Genomic DNA, 22,719 nt, shown 5'->3' with positions numbered 1-22,719 from the left:
TTGCGTTCAGCGGACTGAACGTTTACCAATGCACAACGGGTTGTCGTGGCTGCCGCTCAACACAGCTTCCGGCTGGATGACCGTATTCTTGTCGCATACGACGTAATCGAGCTGAGCGTCATCGCCGACGACCGAGTGCTGCATGATGATGCTGTTGCGAATGACAGCATTTTTTCCGACCTTGACGCGGCGGAAAAGAATCGAATTCTCTACGCGGCCTTCGATGATGCAGCCATTAGCTACGAGAGAATTGGAGACATGCGATTCTTCCATGTATTTGGCCGGCGCTTCGTCCTCGATCTTGGTATAGATGCGGTGATCCATATCCTTGAGGAGCAGTTCATGCCAGATGCGGCTGTCGCGCAGGTCCATGTTGACCTGGAAGTAGGAATTGACGGAATCGATCCGTTTTGCATATCCCTGATAATTATAGCCGAAAATCCGCAGGCGGTCTACATTGCGCTGGAGCACATCGGTAATAAAATGGGTATATCCCTGGGCATAGGCCCGGCGTATGCAATGCTGGAATACATCGCAGTCGATGAGGATTCCCCGCTGGTATAAATTATCGCCAGCTTTGACTTCCGGCTTGGCTTCGATGGCCGTGACCCGGTCCGGGCAGACATCGTCGATGGTCAGGACATAGCCTTCGCGGTCGAAGTCGTATTTCTGCTGCTGATAGATGAGGGTGACGTCGGCGTTGTGATGACGATGGAAGTGGAGGACCTTGTCATAGTCGATGTTCTGGACCATGTCGCAGCCCGACAGCAGGGCGTAGCGCTTACCAGCCCGCTGGACGAAGATGAGGTTCTTATAATAAGCACTGATGTCCCCTTCTACGGGATGTTCGATGTCCGCCCGTTCTTCCGGCAGATAGAACAAGCCGTCGCCCTTGTGGGCCAGACCCCATTCCTTGCCGGACCGGATGTGGTCCAGGACCGACCGGGACTGACTGGAGAGCAGGAGGCCGACGTTTTCGATGCCGGCGTTGACCATATTGGAAAGCGTGAAGTCGATGAGGCGGTATTTGCCGCCGATGGGCAGCGTCGACAGCGGGCGCGTGTCGTTGATTTCCTGCAAGGGATGGTCTTCGCGCATATTGATGAGGCCGATCATATTACTATTCATAACTAGTGTTCCCCTTCGCTGTAACTTGTTCTGGTTTCAGTTCCCCTTTGCGTCCCAGTACGGCGACAGACCCGTCTTCATTGTGGAGGACGGCGCCGGGATAGATGTGGCAGCGTTCGCCCAGGATGGCCTTGTCGACGACGGCATTTTCTTCGACGACAGAGCCGGGCATGATGACGGAATTGGTGACTTTCGCCCCTTCTTTGATGGTGACACCGTAGAAGATGACCGAATTGCTGACAGTCCCGAAGATTTCCGAGCCTTCAGCGATGAGGGAACTCTTGGCCGAACTGTTAGGCCCGATGAGGTGTGGCGGTAAACTCTGGTTGCCCGAATAGATGCGCCACTTGCTGTCGCGCAGGTCGATAGGCGGTTCGTCGGCGATGAGGTCCATGTTGGCCTGCCACAGGCTGTCGATGGTGCCGACATCCTTCCAGTAGCCTTCAAAGGGATAGGCATACAGCGGGACCTGGTCGGCCAGCATCGTCGGGATGACGTTCTTGCCGAAGTCGTGTTCCGACTTTTCATCCTTGGCATCGGCCTTGAGGTACGATTCCAGGACGTCGCGGTCGAAGATGTAAATGCCCATGGACGCCAGGTTGCTTTCGGGCTTGGCCGGTTTTTCCTGGAACTTGGTGATGCGCATGTTTTCATTGGCGACCATGATGCCGAAACGGCTGGCTTCATCCCAGGGGACGCGAATCGTGCCGATGGTGACCTTGGCGTGGTGTTTCTTGTGGAAATTGAGCATCTTGTCGTAGTCCATGGAATAGATGTGGTCGCCCGACAGGATGAGGACGTAATCGTCGCCGACCATTTCCACGAAGTTCAAGTTCTGGTAAATAGCATCGGCTGTGCCGCGGTACCAGTTGGAACCGCCGTCGCTCTGATACGGCGGCAGGACGTACGTGCCGCCCTTGGTCGAGTCGAGGTTCCAAGAGCTGCCGTTGCCGATGTACCAGTTCAGTTCCAGCGGCTGATACTGGGTCAGGATGCCGACCGTATCGATGCCGGAATTGCGGCAGTTACTCAGTGGGAAGTCGATGATGCGATATTTTCCGCCGAACAAAAGGCCCGGTTTAGCCTGGTCTTTGGTCAGGACGCCCAAACGGCTTCCTTTCCCGCCGGCCAAAATCATGGCCAGGCAATTAGATTTTTTCATAGAAGCTCCTCCTCACTTGACTGGGACCCGGCCGCTTCGCTTATGGTTTCAGTATGTATGATAATGGACATCGTGTCGTCAGACGGCGGGTCTTGGATTCAATAGCGTACCGTATACGCATATAATATACGCTATAAAGTATTTTATGATTATATTATTAATTATACACCAATTCTGTCAAGAATTTAAAGGGCTAACCGCCAAAAAATGATTAGCAGAAACAACTATTTTACACATTACAACAAGGACTGCTATCTTTTAAAATGTAACGTTTTGAACCGGCATGGAATTGCTCTATCGTAGGGGCGCCCACGTGGGGCGCCCGTCAGACTATGGGGACGACAAACAGCATGACCAGTATGAGCTATGCCCGGGATTCACGCGGGCTCCCCACGTGGAAGCCCCTACAAAAAAAGCGCTGCCGTCAGGGGCAGCACTTTTCACTAAATCGTATAACTATAAATTTTGTAAATTTCATACACTACTTTTGTTCAGCTTGCGCTAAGGCTTCCTGGCGGCTCAGGATGCGCACCGGGATGGGCAGCGATTGGAGTACCTCAATCGTCTCGCCTGCCGTGTCCTTCGTCGTCCGTACGAAGCCTATGCCCTTCTTGCCGTCCAGGGCCGTGACCACGCCCAGGTAGTCACAGCCTTCGATGATGCGGTTGATGAAGGTCATTTCCGACGGAAGGGCCTGGAAGTAGACCCAGTCTTCATCAAACATGGCTCTTCACCTGGCGGCGCATCATGGAATATGGTTCCAGCCGTTCCGGTACGGCCAGGCCGACGAGCTGCTGGGCGTGGCGGGCGGCGTCGAGTTCCTGCCCGTCTTCATCGACGATGCGGTCGATGGTATAGCGGACCAGATGGCCCTTGGGCTGGAGGAATTCTACGGTCTGGCCGAGTTTGAAGTGGTTCCGCTGTTCTACCCAGGCCAGGCCCTTTTCTTCATCATAGGACTTGACGAGGCCGATGAAATCATGTGTCTGGGTATTGCTCGACTGGCTATAGACCTGGTCGGCCGCCGTCGGCCGGGAGACGGAGAAGCCCCGCGTGTAGGGCCGATGGGAAATCTTTTCCAATTCGTCGAGCCATTCCTGGCGGACCGTGAAGTGTTCCGGGTCGGCTTCGTAGGCGTCGAAGGCCTGGCGGTAGACCTTGGTCACGGTGGCGACGTAGTGGATGCTCTTCATGCGCCCTTCGATCTTCAGGCTCGTAAAGCCGGCGTCGTAGAGGTCCGGCAGGTACGGCAGGAGACAGAGGTCCTTGGAGTTGAAGATATACGTCCCCCGTTCATCTTCGACGACGGGGAAATACTGGCCTGGCCGCTTCTCTTCGACGACGTTGTACTTGAAGCGGCAGCACTGGACACATTCGCCGCGGTTCGAGTCGCGGTCGCCCTGGGTGAAGTAATTGCTCAGCAGGCAGCGGCCGGAATAGGAAATGCACATGGCGCCGTGGATGAAGCCTTCCAGTTCGATATCGGGGACTTTGGCATGGATTTCCTTGACGTCGCGGAGGCTCACTTCGCGGGCCATGACGACGCGCGATGCGCCGTTATCGCGCCAGAATTTCGTCGATGCCCAGTTGGTCGTGTTGGCCTGGGTCGATATGTGGACAGGCAGGTCAGGCACGAGCTGCCGGGCCAGGGCGAAGATGCCCGGGTCGGCGATGAGGATGGCGTCGACGCCGATATCGCGCAGGTAGACGAGGTATTCCGGCAAGCCCTTGAGGTCGTCGTTATGCGGGAAGATGTTGACCGTCACGTGGACGTGCTTGCCCCGGGCACGGGCATAGTCGACGGCTTCCTTCAGTTCTTCATTGGAAAAGTTGTCGCTGAAAGCCCGCAGGCCGAAGGACTTCCCTCCCAGGTATACGGCATCGGCGCCGTATAAAAAGGCCATCTTCATCTTATCCATACTGCCGGCCGGAGCCAGCAATTCCATTTTTCCCATTCTCTTATCCTTTCCATTGCGAAACGGTCATGCCGTCGCCATTTTCAAAAAATACAGTCTCAAAAAGGGACCGGTCGCCGACGAGGTCCATGAATTCCCGCAAACGGGTCACGGCCGTGCGGTGTTTGTGCGGCAGGGTCCCTTCGATATAAAACATGTCGTGGTAGTCGATATTATCCGCTGCGACGATGGCGCCAGGCAGGAGCTTGGGCAGGAGATATCGCAGCTGGCGCACATACTGCCCTTTCGGCCCGTCGAGGAAGACGAAGTCCCACGGACCGGGAAGCTGTTCCGCCAGCGCCGTCCCATCGCCGTGGATAGCCGTAATGACCTTTTCATAGGGTGAGCGCCGGAAGAACTGGCAGGCCAGGTCATAGCGCTCACGGTCGAGCTCGATGGTCGTGATCGTCCCGCCCGGTGCCAGGAACGGTGCCATCTGCAGGGCCGAATAGCCGATGCAGGTTCCGATTTCCAGGACATGTTTCGGCCGGCACGACGCTGCGATGCCCGTGAACAAGGGCAGCTCGCTGTCGCGCAGGATGGGCAGGTTCCGCTCGCGGGCACAGGCTTTCATATCCTGGAACAATGCCTCCATCATGGCATGTGCTCCTGGACGTTCTTCATGTGCTCCTCATAGGTGGCGGCGAAGTAATTATGGCCGTCCTTATCGGCGACGAAATAGAGGTAGTTCGTCTGTGGTGCCTCGAGGATGGCTTCCATGCAGTCCATGCCGGGATTGCCGATCGGTCCCGGCGGCAAGCCTTCATAGCGGTACGTATTGTACGGCGAATCGTACTGCGTCTCGTTGATGCTGTAGGCTGCCTTGTGGGTCCCCATAGCATAGGAAATGCTGGCATCGGACTGGAGTTTCATGTGGATCTTCAGGCGGTTCTCGAAGACCGACGCGATGAGGGGCCGGTCCTTTTCGTATTTCGCTTCCTTTTCGATGAGCGAGGCCAAGGTGACGAACTGGTAGATCGACAGGTTCTGCTTGGCAATGCCCGCTTTCATGGCATCCGTCAAGTGGGCGTCGAAGTTCTTGAGCATCATGGCCACGACGTCGTCGGCCGTCGCGTCATAAGGGATGAAATACGTGTCCGGGAAGAGGAAGCCTTCTGTCGGGAAGGTCACTTTGCGATCGCCCTTCATATACGGCAGGAGCTGGTCCGATGACGAAGCAGCCTTGAGGAAATCGGCTTCGCTGATGCGCCCGTTGGCGGCGACGGCCTTGGCGATTTCCCGGACCGTATAGCCTTCGGGGACGACCAGGCGGTCCGCTTCCGACTTGCCGCTGGTCAGCTTTTCCAGCAGCGTATGGAGGCTCATGCGCGAATCGAAGGTATACTCACCGGCATGGATGTCACCGGCCTGTCCCGTGACGGTCGCTACGGCGCGGAACCACAAGGGGCTGGCAATATAGCCTTCATCGGTCAGGACATCGCCGACTTCCGAAGCCGTCATGTCGCTGCGGACGTGGACGTAGCCGCTCTTATAGGGCAGGAGGAAATTGGGGCCGAAATAGCCGTAAGCCACGGCGGCGATGCCGAGACAGACCAGCCCGGCTGCGGCGGCAGCGATACGGCGGCCCTTCTTTCCAAGCGGAACGCGGCGTTTCTCATGAAGTTGTGTCGTTGTATGATTCTGTTGTTCCATGGGGTATCCTATTTCTGTGCAGCCCAGGTACGGCTCTGCTGGGCTTTTTCTTCACTGTGATTGATGGCCTGGGCCTGTTTTTCCTGTTCGTAACGGGCCTGGGCAGCGGCCTTGGCGGCCTGGAGCTGGGCCTGGACGGCCGGGTCGGCCTGCGTGACCGTCCCGTCGGCATTGACGGTCTGGGCCGCATCGAGCTGGGCCTGGGCGGCTGAGACTTCATTGGCCAGGTTCTGGAGTTCGCGGTCATTCATATCGTGGCGCACGTCGGCTTCCAGGGGGACAGACGGCGTCGGCTTGACGTCGACATAGACTTCGAACAGGCGCTGCCACGGCAGGGTGACATCGACGGTCTTGGGGTCGATGCCGAGATACGTCGACGCATAGCGCTGGAGCTGTTCCTTCGTGCGGCTCTGGAGTTCTTCGTTGAGCGTCGGGTAATACTGAGTGACGACGCCGGCTTCCAGTTTCTGCTGCATACGGTAGATGTAATCGCGGACATTGGCCTGGTACGCCCAGTTGTCGAGATACTGCGTGGTCAGCATGTCGCGGTGGGCATCGGCCGTCATATACTTGGACAAGACGCCCTGGGCGATGCCGTAGCCGACGGAGTTGCTGGCCGTATTCCAGCCGTTGTAGGCAGCCAGGCGGTACATCATCTTATCCTGATAGAGGCCGTAGACCAGGGTGTTGTCGGAGCCGTTGGAAAAGGCCATATCGACGATGCTGACCGGGATGTCGAGGTTGACGGCCTTTTCGATCTGCGTCAGGAAATCCCGCGTCGACTGGAGCATGATCGGGAAGTTTTCAAAGTTCGCCGATTCCGTCGTCGACGTCGTCAGCGGCGTGTTGACAGCCAGCAAGAGGTCCGGCCGTTCGTTGTCGACCATGGTGCCGCCGATGGCTTCGACGTGGGACGCGATGGTCTTGCCAATGGCCTGGCCGTCATAGCGGGGCACGGTCTTTTCGCCGCCGCCCAAGGGATAGATGACGGTGATCTTGGGATGATAATTATTGAAATCGTTGCTGGCCCGCGTGATGAGCAGCAGGCCCAGCTGGTCGGCACCGGGGAAGGAGCCGAAAACCGTCTTGGGGATGCCCGTACCGGCCATTTTCAGGTACTTCGATTCCAGCGACGACTGGGTGCTGACGGAATTATCGTCGTGCCCCAGGCTGTAATAGGTAAAGACGCCTTTGCGGGCATCATCGATGAGGCGGTAATTGATGCTCATGTTCTTGCGGCGCCGGTTATACCAGTCCTGGAGGTATTCCATGGGCACGCGGCGCATGATGGCGAACCAGTCATTGCGTTCCTGCGGATTCAGGCCTTCTTCGTCCATCTTGGCCTGGAGCGATGCCAGCTGATAGATGTCGGAGCCCATGGTCAGGTAATAGTCCGGTTCGACGCCCTTGCCGCCGGCCCAGGGACTGCGCATGACCGTGCTGAAGACATAAATGGGCACGTTCTTGTGCGATTTATGCAGCGCTTCGACCTTTTCCAGGCGCGCTGTCAGCGTTTCCATCGGCAGGTTATGCTTGCGCGAATCGACGAGGCCGCCATAGACCAGGGAATCGATGGACAGGACCATGGCATCGGCCTTGCCGGCATTGGCATTGACCCAGGCCATGAGCTTATCCGGCGAACCGTGGAAGTTCATGCCCGACAGATACTGGGCCGGCGGCGTCAGGACCTGATAGCCCGCCGCTTCGGCCGTACTGACCGTGTATTCATAATCGACAGGCCGGTCATCCTGGGGTACATATAAAATCGTCTTTGCCAGTGCAGCCGGCGAGGCACATAAAAAGAAAGAGGCTACGGCCAGGCTGACTGCTTTCTGTAACAGATTCACGTTATCACTCCTATTATGAAGAAAAAAATTGTACCCTTTATTATATCACGGCCCTGGGGAAATTTGTAGGGGCGCCCTACGCCCTCCGATGGTGGGCCCGGCGAATCCTTGGGATATTGAGGTGCAGTCGGATGGCCATCAGGCGGATGGCGACGGTGACGGAAAAGGCGACGATGGCGCCGACTTCCAAGGGGACCTCAAAGGGGATGACGGCGCCGTACAAGAAGATACTGCCCAGGAGGGACGCCGTCGCGTAGACTTCCTTGCGCAGGACGCCGGGGATACGCCCGGCCAGGACGTCGCGGATGACGCCGCCGCCGACAGCTGTCAGGACGCCGAGGGTGATGTCGAGGATCCAGTAGTCGGGATAATAGAAGCAGCCCAAAAGGGTCCCGGTAACCGTAAAGGAGCCGAGGCCGATGGCGTCGCAGACGAGATACCAGATGGAGAGCTTGCCGACGACGCGGCGCCACATGCGGATATTGAAATAGCGGACGATGATCGTGATGACGGCCATGGAGCCGAGGATGATCCACAAATAGATACTGTTCTTAAAGGCAGCCGGCGGGATATTGCCGATGAGGATGTCGCGGATAATACCGCCGCCGACAGCCGTCGCCGCACTGAGGACGAAGATGCCGAAGAGGTCCATGCGCCGTGAAATGGCTGCGAAGACGCCGGATACGGCAAAGGCCGTCGTCCCTAATAAGTCGAAAATCTGCCACCAAATGGCATCCATAATAGTTTCCCCTTCCCTGTTTTCGTGTTATGATAGACATAAATTTTTTTGCTAAGGAGACTCCATCCACTATGACTAAAGATGAATTTTATATGGGCAAAGCCCTGGCCGAAGCCAAGACGGCCTATGCCGTCGGAGAAATCCCCATCGGCGCCGTCATCGTCTATGAAAAGAAAGTCGTCGTCCGGGCCTATAACCTGCGCGAAAGCCTGCCCTGTGCGACGGCCCACGCCGAACTGCTGGCCATTGAAAAAGCCTGCCGCGCCCTCAATCGCTGGCGCCTGACAGGCTGTACCCTCTACGTGACCGTCGAACCGTGCCCCATGTGTGCCGGCGCCATCGTCAACAGCCGCCTGGACCGCGTCGTCTACGGCTGCGACGACCCGAAAGCCGGTGCCGTGCGCTCCCTCTTCCAGCTCGTCGACAACGATCGCCTCAACCACCGGACCGAAGTCACAGCCGGTGTCCGGGCCGAAGAATGTGCGGCCCTGATGAAAGATTTCTTCCGTCAAAGGAGGAAGAAATCCCAGAGACTGTTGCATTAAGACAGCCTCTGGGAAGTTTTAAGTTTGCAGTTTGTAGTCTGTAGTGAATGCTTTTAAATTTAAAGCCATCTTCTACAAACTCTGTACTACAAACTATAAAGACTCGCTCCGTGAAGAACCCCTCCGGCCTTTCAGGCCACCTCCCCTTCTCAGGGGAGGCTATGGCGCAGGTATTCCCGGAAGGCTTCGCCCAAGTCTTCCCGGCGCAGGGCGTATTCGACGGTGGCTTTCAAAAAGCCCAGTTTGTTGCCCGTGTCGTAGCTGCGGCCGCTGAAGGTGTAGGCGTAGACCGCTTCCCGGTCGGCCATGAGGCGCAGGGCGTCGGTGAGCTGGATTTCCCCGCCCTTGCCGGGCTGGACGCGGCGCAGGATTTCAAAGATATCCGGCGTCAGGATATAGCGGCCCAGCGCGGCCAGGCGGCTCGGCGCTTCGTCGACAGCCGGCTTTTCGACCATGTCGATGAGCTTGACGACGCGGTCGTCGTCCGTCGGCTGGCCCTGGACGATGCCGTAGCGCGATACCAGTTCCTGCGGCACTTCCTGACAGCCGAGCATAGTAGCCCCCAGGCGGCTGAAGGCATCCATCATCTGTTTCAGCGCCGGCTGCTCAGGATTGTAGACGACGTCGTCGCCCAAGAGGACGGCAAAGGGCTCGTTATCGATGAACGATTCGGCACAGCGGATGGCATCGCCCAGGCCGCGCATGTGCTTCTGGCGGATATAATGGATATTGATGGACGAAATGTCCTGGACCAGATGCAGCAGCTGGTCCTTCTCCTGCTGGCGCAGCTGCAGCTCCAGGTCGATATTGGTATCGAAATGGTCTTCAATGGCCCGCTTGCCGTGGCCCGTGATGATGAGGATTTCTTCGATGCCGCTCTGCAGGGCTTCTTCGACGATGTACTGGATGACCGGTTTGTCGACAATGGGAATCATTTCCTTAGGGATGGCCTTGGTGACCGGCAAAAAGCGCGTCCCATAGCCTGCCGCCGGGATGACGGCCTTACGAATTCGTTTCTGCATGGTATCCTTCCTTTTCTACAGCAGCCAGGGCGCCGGCGATGACATCGTCCATATCGTAATACGTATATTCTGCCAGTCGGCCGCCGAATATAACATTGCGTTCATGGCGGGCTAAGGCCGCATATTCATGGTATAAATTCTGGTTCACCGCATCGTTGACAGGATAATAGGCTTCTTCGCCGGCCTGCCATTCAGCCGGGTATTCCTTGGTGACATACGTCACAGGCTGCCTGCCAAATTCAAAATGCTTGTGTTCAATCGTCCGCGTGTACGGCGTTTCCCGGTCGGTATAGTTCATGACGGCCACACCTTGATGGTTGACCTCGTTATAACGTTCCGTTTCAAAATGCAGGCCCCGATAGGCCAGATGGCCCAGGCGATAGCCGAAATACTCGTCAATGGGACCGGTATAGACGACTTTACGGGCTATATCCAGGTACGACGCCCGTTCGCGGTTATAATCGACGCCAGTCCGCACTTCGATGCCTTCCAGAAGGGCGTCGATGAGGACATTGTAGCCCCCTTCGGGGATGCCCTGCCAACAGTCGTCGAAATAATTATTGTCGAAAGTATAGCGCACGGGCAGGCGCTTGATGATGAATGCCGGCAGGTCCGTACAGCTCCGGCCCCACTGTTTTTCCGTATAGCCTTTGATTAATTTTGTATAAATATCCGTGCCGATGAGGGAAATGGCCTGTTCTTCCAGATTCTTAGGCTCCGTAATCCCTGCCGCCCGGCGCTGGCCTTCGATCTTGGCCGCCGCCTGTTCCGGCGTGATGATGCCCCACATCTTGGCAAAGGTATTCATATTGAAAGGCAGATTGTACAGTTCGCCTTTATAATTGGCAATGGGCGCATTGATAAAATGATTGAATTCGACGAACTGATTGACATAGTCCCAGACCCGGCGGTCCGACGTATGGAAAATGTGGGCACCATAGCGATGGATATGGATGCCGTCCTTCTCTTCACAATAGACATTGCCGCCGATATGGCCCCGACGTTCCAGGACCAGGCACTGTTGGCCGGCCTGATGCATCTCGTGGGCAAAGACACAGCCAAAGAGGCCGCTGCCGACGATGACGTAATCGTACATAATTTAGTTCCTCATTTCGTTATTAATGGCCTGCGGGAATCCCTGGTTCGCAGGCCGCAGGTCGCAGTTCGCAGTTATACCCCCACTACAAACTACAAACTCTATACTACAACCGGCAGGACAAACCCGGCCTGGCGTAAGGGGCTACCCTTTTACTGGTACGCCGGCACGCCGTACATACTTTCGGCCTGGCGGACGGCGCGGCGGATGGCCTGTTCGACGACGTAGGCGGCGATGGTCCCGGTCAGGCTCAATTCGGCCGAAACGCTGCCGACACTGGCGGCATAGAGAGAATCGCCGTCCGCCGTCGTATTGACGGGACGGATGGTCCGGACAAGGCCGTTGCTGCCGAGGGCGGCGATTTTTTTCAGCTGGGCCTTGTCGAACTGCCCATTGGTGACGACGGCACCGATAGTCGTATTGGTCGTCGTCCCGACGGCGCGCTGGGAAAAGAGGGTCGGCGTCTGGCCGGCTTCTTCGAGCATGACCCGCCGCGTATCGGCAAAGCCCTGGCCATCGCGGCTGCGCATACCGGCCAGGATCTGGCCGTTTTCGTCGAGGACATCGCCGACGGCATTGACGGCGACGACGGCACCGACCTGAAGGTCGCCGACCTGGACGGCATAGGCGCCGAGGCCGGATTTCATCATATAGTCCGGGCCGCAGAGCTTGCCGACCGTCGCCCCCGTACCGGCACCGTAACAGCCTTGGCGGAAGTCCCCACTTTCCGACGCCTGGCAGGCCGCATAGCCCATGGCGGCGTCAGGGCGGACGTTGTCGCCGCAGCCCAGATCATAGATGCACGATTCGACGACGAGGGGCACCTTGCAGATGCGCGTATCGAAGCCGATGTGCTGTTCTTCCAAATACTGCATGACGCCAGTCGAGGCATTGAGGCCAAAGGCACTGCCGCCGCTGAGCAGGATGGCGTGGATGCCCGACGCAGCCGCCATAGGACTGAGCAGTTCCGATTCCCGGCTGGCCGGGCCGCCGCCGCGGACGTCGACAGCACAGGGCGCACTTTCCGGGAACACGAGGACCGTGCAGCCCGTGCCGCCCTGGCGGTCCTGGGCATTGCCCAGGCGGAAACCGTTCGTCCGGGCCATGGCTAACATATCTATTTCTTTCATGAAGACACTTCCCTTTATTTCATCTTTTCAAAGTCTTTCCAGAGCATACTGGGCTGGATGCCCGTATTGTTCTGGTACTTGCCGTGCTGATACGTATCGTATTCGCCGTCGATATCATGATAGTAGATCTGGCAGATTTCCACGTTCGGATAGATGCGGATAGGCTGGACACAGAAGATTTCCAGCGTCCAGTAACCGGCAAAACCGACGTCGCCGAAGCCAGCCGTGACGTGGATGAAGACGCCCAGGCGGCCGACGGACGACCGGCCTTCGAGCATGGGGATATAGCCGTCAGTCCGGGTATATTCATTGGTCCGGCCCAGATAGAGCTTGTTAGGCTGCAAGACGTAGCCCGACTTGGGGATATAAATGGTCGATGCCGGATTGGGCTTGGCCATATCCAGTTCTTGGTGGTCATAGACCATCAGTTCATTGTGCAAAGACAGGTTATAGCTATTGGGATTGACCCGTTCCGGATGGAAAGGTTCAATGATGATTTCCTTACCTAAATGCTTGACAATTTCCTTGCCTGATAAAATCATGAGTGCCACTCACTTTCTCTAGTAAATTCACTTCTTATCATATAGCAAAACCGGTTCGATGTCCACGGCGCGATGAGCCGGTTTTTCTTTCCCTGTCTCAAAGAAGTCCTCTACATAGAACGTGACCTTCTCCCCTTCCTCCGGGCGGACGCGGTACAGCGAAGCGGTACGGAAATAATACTGATTGCCGCCGTATTCCCGCAGGAAGCCGGCCTTGCTGCCGGGCAGGATTTTTTCGATGGTCCCCTTGTGGCGCGTCTGGCCGGCATGCTTCTCGTCCATCCAGAATCCATGAAGCCCGTCCATCAGCTCCTGCCGGTCCGGTTCGGGAAAAGCATAGCTGTCGGTCTTGGCCAGGAGTTCGGCCTTGACCTTCCAATGCTGGTCCATGCGGACCCGTTTGGCCAGGAGGTAATGGAAATAGGCCATCTTCTCATAACCGCCCATATTCTCCAAAGCCTGGGCGAACTGGACCATGAAATTGACCTTGGCCTTGAACTCGCCGCCAGCCAGGAAGGCCGACGCCCCATAGCGGCGCATGGCCGCGCTGTCGCCCTCGGCCTGGGCGGCAAAGAACAGGCCCCGGAAAAGAATCCAGTGCTGCTTGTACTTCAGCAGGTTCTCCAGGCGCTGCCGCCCTTCCCCGACGCGGCCCTGGCGCAGCAGGCAGAGGGCGATGCGGTAAGAAAACCAGATGTCGTTGTCATGATGGAGCTGAGGGAAATAGTTCAGGGCCTGCCGGCACAAGGTGATGCAGTCATCGTACTTCTCTTCCTTGACCAGGATGCGGCTCATGAGGGAATACCAGCGTTCCCGGTCCGAGGCAATGACCCGTTCCCGCCCCTTCAAAGTCACGGTCTTCTCCTGGTCCGGCAGCTGGTCCGGGTCGAGGCGGCGCAAGTAGGCCCCCATCAGACCGGCCTGACCGGGCTGGTTCTTGAGGACATCGACCATGCGCCACACGGCCAGGGCATACGGCGTATACGGCCCTTGCTGACTGTATTTCAAGATGGCGTCGACGGCGCGGCGGAAATCCTCCGGTGCCTGCGTCCGTTCATCGAATTTCTGGATATATAAATAATAGAGGCACCAGCAGTAAATCCCGTGGAGATTGACGAAATCGGGGAAGGCGATCATGCCGGCCCGGGCGATTTCCCGCCCCTTCTTGTACTGCTTCGTCTTGCGCAGGGCATAGGCATAGTAATAATAATCCCAACACGTCCAAGACCGGTCCGGTGCCGCCTTGCCATACATAGCCAGAACCTCGTCATAGCGGCCGTCGCGGCAGGCCTGGCGGGCAGCAAAAGAATCCATGGAACCACCTCCGTATTTTTTCACAACATTTTCGTATATGATAAGGGTATTATAACATAAAAAAGGCGCTGTCGCATGAAGACAGCACCTTTTTTAGCAGTCAGCGGCTAGCTGTTAGCAGTTAGCGGATGGTTTTAAATTTAAAGGTTTTCACTAAAAACTACAAACTCCGTACTACAAACTATTTTCTAGCCACGGATCTTTTTAATTTGTTTTTCCAGTTCCGGCATGACTTCAAAGAGGTCGCCTACGATGCCGTAGTGAGCGAATTTGAAGATCGGTGCATCCGGGTCTTTATTGACGGCAATGATGAGACCGGCGTCCTGGATGCCGAGTTTGTGCTGGATGGCGCCGGAAATGCCCAGGGCGATGTAAATCTTCGGGGCGATTTTCTTGCCTGTAATGCCGATCTGCCATTCATAGGGAGCCCATTCTTTGTCGACGAGGGGCTTGGATACGCCGAAGGCTGCACCGATGCGCTGGGCAAAAGCCTGAACGGCTTTCATGCCGTCTTCGGTCTGGACGCCGCGGCCGGCACCGACGACGATATCGGCCGTCGTGATGGTCAGTTCTTCCGCTTCTTTTTCGACCGGTTCAAAGTTCGTCACTTTGACGGACGGAGCAGCACCGGCGAAGTCGACGCTTTCTTTGATGATTTCGCCTTTCCGGGCCGGGTCAGCCGGCGTGCCGTGGAAAATCTTGTCGCTGATGGTAGCCAGCTGGGGGCGCGTCGTCGTCTGGATCTTGACGAAGAGCTTGCCCGTATAAGCCGGACGGATCCAGGTCAGCGTATCGTCATCGCCTTCAAAGCGGACGTCCGTGCAGTCTGCGACCAGGCCGACGCCGAGCTGAGCCGACAGGCGGCCGCCGAGGTCACGGCCATCGGGCGAACCGCCGATGAGGATGACGCTGGGTTCATATTTTTCAGCCAAAGCGGCAATAGCTTTGGTGTACAAGACGGAATCATAAGCAGCCAGGGCACTGTCTTCGACAGCGACGACGGCATCAGCGCCATAGGAAATGGCTTCCTGGCTGGCTTTGGCCGTATCGGCACCGGCGACGAAGGCGACGACCTGTTTGCCCTTGGCATCGGCCAGCTGACGGGCTTTGCCCAACAATTCGATGCTCAGCGGGCTCAGGGCACCGCCGGCGATTTCTATATATACGCAGATATTCTGTTTCAATTCCATAATTCAGCCCTCCTTACAGCAAGTTCTTGGCAGTCAGTTCTTTGACGAGATTAGCCGCAGCGTCTGCCGGCGTAGCGCCTTCAATCATGACGCCGACCGGATTCGGTTCCGGTGCGAAGAGTTCCGTGACTTTCGTCGCCGAACCAGATTTCCCGACACTTGCTGCATCGAGGCCCAGGTCTTCCACTTTCCAGACATCGAAGACGGCTTTCTTGGCAGCCATCTTGCCGCGGATTTTCGGGGAACGCGGCGTGTTGCTCTTTTCCGTAACCGAGACGACAGCCGGGAGCTGAGCCTGTACCGTTTCAATGCCGTCGTGGTTCAGGCGCGTAGCCGTTACCGTCGTGCCGTCGACACTGACCGAGTTGGCATAGGAAATGAGAGCCATGCCCAAACGCTGGGCAATAGCCGGCGGGATCTGCCCCGTATCGCCATCGGTCGAGCGCTTGCCCGTGAATACCAGGTCGGCACCGCCCAATTTTTCAATGGCCTTGGCCAATACCAGGCCCGTTGCCAGCGTATCGGAGCCAGCCATGCGTTCGTCCGAGACGAGGACGCCTTTATCGGCACCGATAGCAATGCCGTCACGCATCATTTCACCGGCCAGGGCGTTGCCCATGGTCAGGAGCGTCACTGTACCACCGACGGCATCCTTGACGGCGACGGCCGCTTCGATGGCGTGTTTATCAACCGGGTTGAGCATCGACGGAGCGCCGACACGGACCAAGTTGTTGTCTTTGGCGATTTCAATATCCGAAATCGCAGGAACCTGCTTTACCAAAACTACAATATTCATAAGTAAGCCTCCTTTTTGCGTCTTCTTATGTCACCTATTATACTCCATATTCAATAATTTATCAACGGATAATTGTTTTTATTTACAAAATCTCTATCTGAATTATCTTCCCATTGACAGCGCCGGGACCAACATCGTCGGCGGCGTCCTGGGCGTCCTCCTGGGTATCGGCTACTTCACGGGCCTGCACTATGCCGCCATCATCGCCGTCGGCGTCATCTTCCTCCTCGACCACGCCTACGGCTACACGGGTCCGGGCGCCCTGGCCGCTGTACATGGCCGGTGCCTTCTTTGACTTCCTCCTGTGGATGGTCAACTACCGCCACTTATAGAAGTGGCGGCTTGTAAGTCGGAACTACATAGGTTCTAACGGCATCCAAGATGTCTCCCTAAATCCGCCTACATCATCGGGTGGCTGACAACACCCGTTTTACCAAGAAGTTTACTCCGAGGTAGTTGTTATTCGTTCGTAGCGAGGATTATTATCCCCAGAAATCCACATCGTCCCGAGAAGCTGGATATTCATGGCTCCGATACGGTCGTCGTTGGATTTGTATCCGCACTGGCAACTGTACAGGTGCTTATGGTGGTCGCGGTTCGCATTGCGGATAGTACCGCATTTCGGGCAACGCTGGGAGGTATACCTCGCCGACACTTCCAGGACTTCCGAACGGTTCTCATGAGCCTTGTAAGTCAGAAACTGCTCCAACTGGTAGAAACTCCAGCTCCGCAAATCGTAGTTCTGTTTCGCGGTTCTGGAAAGATTGCTTTCCTCGAAGCTGACGCCAGCAAGGTCCTCGAGTACGAAAAGCGTATCCTTGCCGTATTTCTGTACGAGTGTCTTAGAAATCTGATGATTCACATCAGACATCCAACGGTTCTCTCGCCCGGAAATGGCTTTGAGTTTACGCTTTGCTGATTTTGTCCCTTTGGACTGGAGCTGTTTCCGTACTTCTTGGAATTTATGGCGTTTGGTGGCAATCTTTTTGCCAGAGACGAAATTCGTTTTACCTTGCTCGTCATAACTGACTGTAAGGAAACGCAAACCACGATCGATACCGACAACATGACGGACGTTCCCTTTCTGAAACTCTTCGACCGCTTTTGTAACAGGGATATGGAGATACCATAGCCCCTTCAGCTCAACCAGTTTGGCAGTACCGAGTTGATAGGAACCATCAAGGTATCCAGCCAAATGTTCACCTTCGAAGGTACATCTGGTTCTTTTGCCGAGCGTGTTGATAGACAGGACTTGTCCGTCATCGACAAAGCTATAGTCCCGGCTGCGAACCAAGTCGGCTTGCGGGCGACGAAAGAACACGGGTTTCCAGAGCCATTCCAGAGTCTTAGGGATGCGTTTCCAGTTGCCATTCTCGTCCTTGTATCTGTAAGGCTTTCGGAATAACTGTTGTTTGACCGTCTTGTATCTGGCAATCGTAGTCTTGATGCAGGACTGGGCCAGCTGTGATTTCAAGCCGAATAAGCTACGAAGGTCGCCATACAGTTGCTTGTTGAGGTTTTGGTAAGCCAAGTCGAACTGATTGTCAAAGATATATCTGGATACGAAGTTGCAAGCCTGACGGTACTGCTCCGTCATCTGACGGAATAATACTTCCTGTTCAGGAGTAACATGTATGCGAAGTTTTATCGTTTTGGTTAGGTCGGACATTTTCTCACCTGCCTTTCTAAAATGTATATTATTTCATCAAAAATATTATAGCATGTTTTTTGCTGAAACTCTAGTTGATAAGAAAGTGAGGTGAGGCGGGCATTCCTCTCCGACCTAAGAGGCCGGAGTATCCTGCCCGCATTTTAGATGAAAGTCCCGCCCCTGGCCTTTGCCCTCGGCGCATCTTCCCATGGAAATCAATACACCTGTCCTCATCGGCGGCCTCGTATCGTACCTCGTCTCCCATAGCAGCAAAGACGACGCCCTCAACGCCCTGCGCCTCAGTGAAGGCAGCACCGTCGCTTCGGGCTTCGTCGCCGGCGGCGCCATCGGCAGCCTCATCAGCGCCGTCCTGCACATCGGCGGCATCGACTGGTTCCTCAAAGACTGGGTCGTCACGCCGGGAGCCACCTACCTCGGCATCGTCGCCTACCTGGTCATGTGTGCCGTCATCTACACCGTAGCCTGCAAGGTCAAGAAAGCCAGTCATTAACAGCTTTCAAACAAATCGTCCAGCGTATAGAGGATGACGTCCGGTCTGGGAGTCACTTCATAGCCGGCACGAGAAAAGAAGCCATAACGATAACAATCCATCCCCGTCTGACGGACCTGACGGATTTCAGTTTCAATCATGGCATCCGTAATGGGCGTCTGCCGGAATTTGGCTTCGTAAAAGATGTAACCTTTATCATCATGCGTAACGACATCGAATTCCCCATTCTTATGCTCTTTTGGCAAATCGTAAGAATAGGTCCCGATGGCATCGAAGATTTCCGGCAGACGTCCCTGCCGGTTCTGGCGGATCAGAAATTGCCGGCACAGCGATTCAAACCGCTTCGGTACGAAAACCTGAGCGAAATCGGCCGCAATATACCGGTCAAAAAAAACGTCCGGCGCCATGATTTGCCGTTGTGAACTATAAGGAAAGATATAGCGATAATAAAAACTGGCCAGATTATCACAAATGTGGTAACTGGCTCGTTTTTTATTATGTACATCATTAATAGGCACTTCTTTTTCAACGAGCTCCATGAGAATCAGTCGTTTCAAGACCTCAGCCAAAGCCGGACTGCTGGAAATATGGGATTGCGACAAAATATCCTTGTAGCGGTGAAATCCCCTGGCCAAGGCCTCGAAAGCCTCATTGGCATTGATGAATTTCGATAATTCCCCCAACAGATACATCTGCACCTCATTTTCCAGCCGAGCGCCTGGTTCCACCAGCAGAGAGATGACATTGTCCCGGACACTCCGGGCCGGATCAATCAAACTATTATAATAAGGAACTCCGCCAAAAACGCTGTACAGACGCACCTTGTCTTCCAAGGAAAAGTCGGGGTAGAATTGCGCAGACTCAAAATAATCCATAGGGTGGACATGGAGCCCCAAGGTCACACGGCCATATAACGGATTTTCTTCCAACATGAGCGATTTCATGGTATCCACAAAGGACCCGCAAAGAATCAGCTTCAGCTGCGAACGCTCCCGATACGTGTCAATCAAAGATTGCAGTATACTGTCCAACCCGGCGACAGTCTGCCGTAAATAAGGGTATTCATCCAAAACAAGGACTTGTTTTTCCTGACAGGCTCGTTGAAAAAGAAACTCCAGCAGCTTTTCTATTCCCGAAAAAGCAAGGGGCGGATACTGATACACATCGGAAATCAAAGCGGACAGGCTCTGCACATTATTCATTTCCGTCGTCCGCTTACATTGATAATACAGCCCAGTCACTTCAGGCGCCTGTAAAAATTGCTTAATCAGCTCACTCTTACCAATGCGCCGGCGTCCGTAAATCAGTATCACTTCCTGCCTTGGCGAATCATACATTTGCTGCAGCCGCATCAGTTCCCTTTTTCTTCCAATAAACATAGGCCCACTCCTTTACTCAGTTTTATTTTACTTAGAATATTTTGACTAAAAAGTTTATGAGTAAAATATTTCTGAGTGAAATTATACCATGTTCCTCATTGCCAGTCCAGACCTCAAAACGGGACGGCGAACTCTATGACCACACAGAAAAAGGCCGCATCGCCCTGGCTGGCTATGCGGCTCTCTATGCAGAATCGGATTTGAAGATTTGAAACGGCAGACAAGGATGACCAATCACATTTACAGTTTATTCTTTAGGGTCTATCAAGTATTCTTCCATGTCATCAAAAAAGCCTTCCCTGATCATCTTCTGAACCTTTTGGGTTTTGAACACTTCCCAAATGGGTGTGTCCACACCATCAAGATTACGAGCTTTATAGTCTATCAACCTATTTAACAACTCCCCCTGAGCATCTTCAGGAAAACTTTTCCAGGTGTCATCTTCAAACCACTTTTCCAATAACTCTATCTCAGCGTTTTTTATATCTTCTACGGTCATTATCAGACTTCATCCCCTGTCAGAATCGCATAGGCTTTCTTATATTTTTCCACCCGTTTCAAATCCTTGTCTGTTACGTTCGGCAGACGGGTTAAATCCATATTATTTCTTAAATCAGCCTTCTTGACAGCAATCGCTAATGGATTACCAGATTTTTTAACTCCCCGTACATAGTCCAGATAGGGTACCTTATCATCATGAGTCAAAAGAGAAACGGCATCGGCTACCTCTTTTCCGAATAATGAAGAAAGAGTTTCCTTCGTCATCTCCGTATCCTCTAAGGTATCATGCAACATACCGACTACAGCATAGTCTTCTCCCAAAGGCAGTACAGCGTTAGAAACCGACGTTAAATGGCACATATAAGGTTTTCCCGCCTTATCAGTCATACCGGCGTGATATTTTTCAGCCACTTCAGCTGCTAAAGAAAGTTTTTTACCCAATGCTACCAATCCTCTTTCCCTAATTCATGGAGAACATCAATCTCATCTTCCTTATCCCAAAAACCATCTCTATTCATACGTATCACCTCACATATTCATTATAACATAGTATGAATTTATTATCTGAATGTTTTAATTCAATGCTGCTCCAAAAGCCTGCTTTACCTCATCAGAATCTTTGCCCGAAATGGTTCTCCCGGTTGCCTTCTCGATGGCGGCCAAGAGCTTTTTTGCCCGGTCGATAATAAAGTTTTGGAAATCATCCGCACGGAGCAAGTTATGATCAATCCAATGAGATTCTACATATTTGTCAAGATCAGCAGACGATACCGAGCCGTTCTTCTCGAGTCGTTTAAGATAGCTAGAAGGAGCATTGCCTCCAATTTCACGATTGCTGCTTGCAGAGATTGGCGTTTTGTTCACAATACTATTCCATTTGCGTTTATCGTAGCCTTCCTTGATGCAGTAATTCTTCGGAAATATGTGATGAATATCAATTTTTTCGTTCGAAAAGGTCGAGAAATCCATTTCTGCACCAGAGATGAAATCCTGGGCATGGTTTTTCAAGATAAGCGCCATCACCCCTTTGTAAGCGGCAGACTGGCGGGACTGCATTCCGAGCAGGCGCATTGGGTTGAAGTAGAAATCAGTCACGGTCTTTGGCAGGTTTCCGTTATTATTAATCCAATTCACGACTTGAACAATATCGTTCGCATATCTGGTTTCATTTGCCGAACCATACAGTTCTCCAAATACACCGCACCAATACCACTGTTTGACCATATTCTTGACAGAAGTTGTGCGGATTCGGTTACCATCCATAAGGACCGTACAAACAGCCGAGAGAGGTACCAGCTGGGTACTGTACGGCAGGTCATAGCTTGAAAAAATCCGTTCTTCCTGCAGTAGTTTCTCAGCAAGCAAGAAACCATTGCATAAGCTATTAGCATATTTTTTGTATTCGTCGAGGGTCAGAGCAAGTACATCTTTCTTTTTACAGCTGACCGTCCCCCCTGCTTTAAACGATGAAAGTAAGGTCAACGCTGTCAGAAAATCAGTAGCTGTTACCTTTGACAACAGGTCACCGGAAAAATACTTCGTCTTTCGCCCTTCCCAATCTTTTCTAAGCTGGAAGTCATCCATTGCAAAGATAGCTGTAACAAGCTCAAAGACTGTTAATGAAACTCCGCCAGTATTTACATTCTCAAAGACCTGACAGACCGCCTCTTTCGGGGTATTCTTATCGAGACAAATAATCGGCATCTGGTATTGTTGAGTCGGATTTATTATTTGGGTAAAGAACTGTTTAAATTGTTTGTATACGTCACAATCCAGTTTGTAATAAGTGTTGTATTCCATCTGCCAATCCACAACCGCAGAAGGATCTAGAATAATATTAAGTGGAAACTTCTTTAGCTTGAATTCCTGCTCTTTTATTGACAAATCCATTTCTACATCTCGACCGAAATTTGAAGTAATTTGTCTGGTTGCAGGTACAGAAATCACAACTTCCTCATCATCGGCCTTTGGATCGAGTGCCTTCTCAATGTCTAAATAATAGTATCGTTCGATATCTTTTCCTTTATCAGTTCTCGTATGTACAGGATTTCTACTGTAAAGCGCATTATAAAGAGATGTTAATCTCTGCTGACCATCAAGAATCAGTTCATCTGGTTCCACAGTCTGATCTGCCGGCGAACCTTCAATCGGTTTGTGTTGGAATCGAATACTCTCATTCCCATACTCAAGGAACATTGCCGCACCAACAGGAAAATTGTGAATGACGCTCAAGATTAGTGATCGGATACGGCCATCATCCCATACCCAGCCTCGCTGAAAATCAGGAAGCTGGGCAGCGCCACTGTCCACCTCTTTCATAAGTTCGATAAGCTGCCTATCATTTGTCTTCATCTTCTATCGCTGGTCCTTTCTTTTTTTCTTACTGATTTTGTACAAATTATTTCTTTCAACAAGGCCACGAGCTCGACGCATCTCGAATTTCAGAACGTTCCAGTTGGTCATCAGCTTCCTGAATCACTTCAAGAATCGGCTTAACGAGATACGAAACTCTATCCTCGTAGCTAAGATAGCATAATACATCACTGCATTTTTCCTTA

Annotated in this window: 22 protein-coding genes and 1 pseudogene; 2 read left to right on the top strand and 21 right to left on the bottom strand. The window is 53.6% G+C overall.

Annotation, left to right across the window (positions count from 1 at the left end; genetic code table 11):
• Positions 1 to 6: 6 nt before the first annotated feature.
• From glgD to ACFWUB_RS10425, 8 genes are all read right to left on the bottom strand, one after another.
• Positions 7 to 1,128 (bottom strand): glucose-1-phosphate adenylyltransferase subunit GlgD, encoded by a 1,122-nt coding sequence (gene glgD / locus ACFWUB_RS10460; RefSeq protein WP_416183929.1) that lies wholly within the window; start codon positions 1,126 to 1,128, stop codon positions 7 to 9.
• Positions 1,121 to 2,290: a glucose-1-phosphate adenylyltransferase gene (locus ACFWUB_RS10455; RefSeq protein WP_416183928.1), complete on the bottom strand. Its 1,170-nt coding sequence runs from the start codon at positions 2,288 to 2,290 to the stop codon at positions 1,121 to 1,123. The genes glgD and ACFWUB_RS10455 overlap by 8 nt, the downstream gene beginning before the upstream one ends.
• Positions 2,291 to 2,771: 481 nt before the next feature.
• Positions 2,772 to 3,014, bottom strand: a complete 243-nt coding sequence (locus ACFWUB_RS10450; protein ID WP_020311389.1) for a DUF4911 domain-containing protein — start codon at positions 3,012 to 3,014, stop codon at positions 2,772 to 2,774.
• The gene (locus ACFWUB_RS10445) at positions 3,007 to 4,236 is read right to left on the bottom strand and encodes a peptidase U32 family protein (RefSeq protein WP_416184404.1); all 1,230 of its coding nucleotides are present in this window, start codon (positions 4,234 to 4,236) and stop codon (positions 3,007 to 3,009) included. The genes ACFWUB_RS10450 and ACFWUB_RS10445 overlap by 8 nt, the downstream gene beginning before the upstream one ends.
• Before the next feature lie 13 nt (positions 4,237 to 4,249).
• Positions 4,250 to 4,843, bottom strand: coding sequence for an O-methyltransferase (locus tag ACFWUB_RS10440; RefSeq protein WP_020311387.1), 594 nt, complete (start codon positions 4,841 to 4,843; stop codon positions 4,250 to 4,252).
• Positions 4,840 to 5,898, bottom strand: coding sequence for an endolytic transglycosylase MltG (gene mltG, locus ACFWUB_RS10435; protein WP_370857235.1), 1,059 nt, complete (start codon positions 5,896 to 5,898; stop codon positions 4,840 to 4,842). Before mltG ends, ACFWUB_RS10440 begins: the two co-directional genes overlap by 4 nt.
• Positions 5,899 to 5,906: 8 nt before the next feature.
• Complete coding sequence (locus tag ACFWUB_RS10430; protein ID WP_416183927.1) at positions 5,907 to 7,745, bottom strand: DUF4127 family protein; 1,839 nt, start codon at positions 7,743 to 7,745, stop codon at positions 5,907 to 5,909.
• Positions 7,746 to 7,821: 76 nt separating this feature from the next.
• Complete coding sequence (locus ACFWUB_RS10425) at positions 7,822 to 8,484, bottom strand: trimeric intracellular cation channel family protein (RefSeq protein WP_416183926.1); 663 nt, start codon at positions 8,482 to 8,484, stop codon at positions 7,822 to 7,824.
• Positions 8,485 to 8,555: 71 nt separating this feature from the next.
• Between ACFWUB_RS10425 and tadA the strand changes: the two genes are divergently transcribed.
• Positions 8,556 to 9,029 (top strand): tRNA adenosine(34) deaminase TadA, encoded by a 474-nt coding sequence (gene tadA / locus ACFWUB_RS10420; protein ID WP_416183925.1) that lies wholly within the window; start codon positions 8,556 to 8,558, stop codon positions 9,027 to 9,029.
• 149 nt (positions 9,030 to 9,178) lie between these two features.
• Here the strand turns inward: tadA and galU are convergent, their stop codons facing one another.
• The 9 genes from galU to ACFWUB_RS10375 form a co-directional block, all read right to left on the bottom strand.
• A complete protein-coding gene (gene galU / locus ACFWUB_RS10415) occupies positions 9,179 to 10,051 on the bottom strand; it encodes a UTP--glucose-1-phosphate uridylyltransferase GalU (protein WP_416183924.1) in 873 nt (290 codons plus the stop codon).
• On the bottom strand, positions 10,032 to 11,147 hold the full coding sequence (gene glf, locus ACFWUB_RS10410; RefSeq protein WP_416183923.1) for a UDP-galactopyranose mutase: 1,116 nt from the start codon (positions 11,145 to 11,147) through the stop codon (positions 10,032 to 10,034). The genes galU and glf overlap by 20 nt, the downstream gene beginning before the upstream one ends.
• A 152-nt stretch (positions 11,148 to 11,299) precedes the next feature.
• A complete protein-coding gene (locus ACFWUB_RS10405; protein ID WP_020311380.1) occupies positions 11,300 to 12,277 on the bottom strand; it encodes a P1 family peptidase in 978 nt (325 codons plus the stop codon).
• 14 nt (positions 12,278 to 12,291) lie between these two features.
• Positions 12,292 to 12,819 carry a dCTP deaminase gene (gene dcd / locus ACFWUB_RS10400; protein WP_292262091.1) on the bottom strand — a complete coding sequence of 176 codons (528 nt, stop codon included), beginning with the start codon at positions 12,817 to 12,819 and terminating at the stop codon, positions 12,292 to 12,294.
• A gap of 27 nt (positions 12,820 to 12,846) precedes the next feature.
• The gene (locus ACFWUB_RS10395; RefSeq protein ID WP_292262093.1) at positions 12,847 to 14,133 is read right to left on the bottom strand and encodes a tetratricopeptide repeat protein; all 1,287 of its coding nucleotides are present in this window, start codon (positions 14,131 to 14,133) and stop codon (positions 12,847 to 12,849) included.
• Positions 14,134 to 14,321: 188 nt separating this feature from the next.
• Positions 14,322 to 15,323 carry an electron transfer flavoprotein subunit alpha/FixB family protein gene (locus ACFWUB_RS10390; RefSeq protein ID WP_292262095.1) on the bottom strand — a complete coding sequence of 334 codons (1,002 nt, stop codon included), beginning with the start codon at positions 15,321 to 15,323 and terminating at the stop codon, positions 14,322 to 14,324.
• Between the two features lie 13 nt (positions 15,324 to 15,336).
• Positions 15,337 to 16,119, bottom strand: a complete 783-nt coding sequence (locus tag ACFWUB_RS10385; protein ID WP_301876948.1) for an electron transfer flavoprotein subunit beta/FixA family protein — start codon at positions 16,117 to 16,119, stop codon at positions 15,337 to 15,339.
• Positions 16,120 to 16,201: 82 nt separating this feature from the next.
• Entirely contained in the window at positions 16,202 to 16,435 is a 234-nt protein-coding gene (locus ACFWUB_RS10380) for a hypothetical protein (protein ID WP_416183922.1), read from the bottom strand.
• A gap of 126 nt (positions 16,436 to 16,561) precedes the next feature.
• Entirely contained in the window at positions 16,562 to 17,716 is a 1,155-nt protein-coding gene (locus ACFWUB_RS10375) for an RNA-guided endonuclease TnpB family protein (protein ID WP_416183921.1), read from the bottom strand.
• Between the two features lie 219 nt (positions 17,717 to 17,935).
• Here ACFWUB_RS10375 and ACFWUB_RS10370 point away from each other — a divergent pair.
• A pseudogene (locus ACFWUB_RS10370) lies at positions 17,936 to 18,281 on the top strand (OPT/YSL family transporter); the annotation flags it as partial.
• Here ACFWUB_RS10370 and ACFWUB_RS10365 read toward each other — a convergent pair.
• From ACFWUB_RS10365 to ACFWUB_RS10350, 4 genes are all read right to left on the bottom strand, one after another.
• A complete protein-coding gene (locus tag ACFWUB_RS10365; protein ID WP_416183920.1) occupies positions 18,278 to 19,660 on the bottom strand; it encodes an ATP-binding protein in 1,383 nt (460 codons plus the stop codon). The pseudogene ACFWUB_RS10370 and the gene ACFWUB_RS10365 sit on opposite strands and share 4 nt — an antisense overlap.
• Positions 19,661 to 19,907: 247 nt before the next feature.
• Positions 19,908 to 20,159, bottom strand: coding sequence for a hypothetical protein (locus tag ACFWUB_RS10360; RefSeq protein WP_301876951.1), 252 nt, complete (start codon positions 20,157 to 20,159; stop codon positions 19,908 to 19,910).
• 2 nt (positions 20,160 to 20,161) lie between these two features.
• Entirely contained in the window at positions 20,162 to 20,602 is a 441-nt protein-coding gene (locus ACFWUB_RS10355) for an HD domain-containing protein (RefSeq protein ID WP_027895252.1), read from the bottom strand.
• A gap of 132 nt (positions 20,603 to 20,734) precedes the next feature.
• On the bottom strand, positions 20,735 to 22,513 hold the full coding sequence (locus ACFWUB_RS10350) for a GmrSD restriction endonuclease domain-containing protein (protein WP_416183919.1): 1,779 nt from the start codon (positions 22,511 to 22,513) through the stop codon (positions 20,735 to 20,737).
• Positions 22,514 to 22,719 lie beyond the last annotated feature (206 nt).

This window comes from Megasphaera sp. (assembly GCF_047831605.1).
GTDB classification, from domain to species: domain Bacteria; phylum Bacillota; class Negativicutes; order Veillonellales; family Megasphaeraceae; genus Megasphaera; species Megasphaera intestinihominis.
This window is presented reverse-complemented; position numbering and strand designations above follow the sequence as displayed.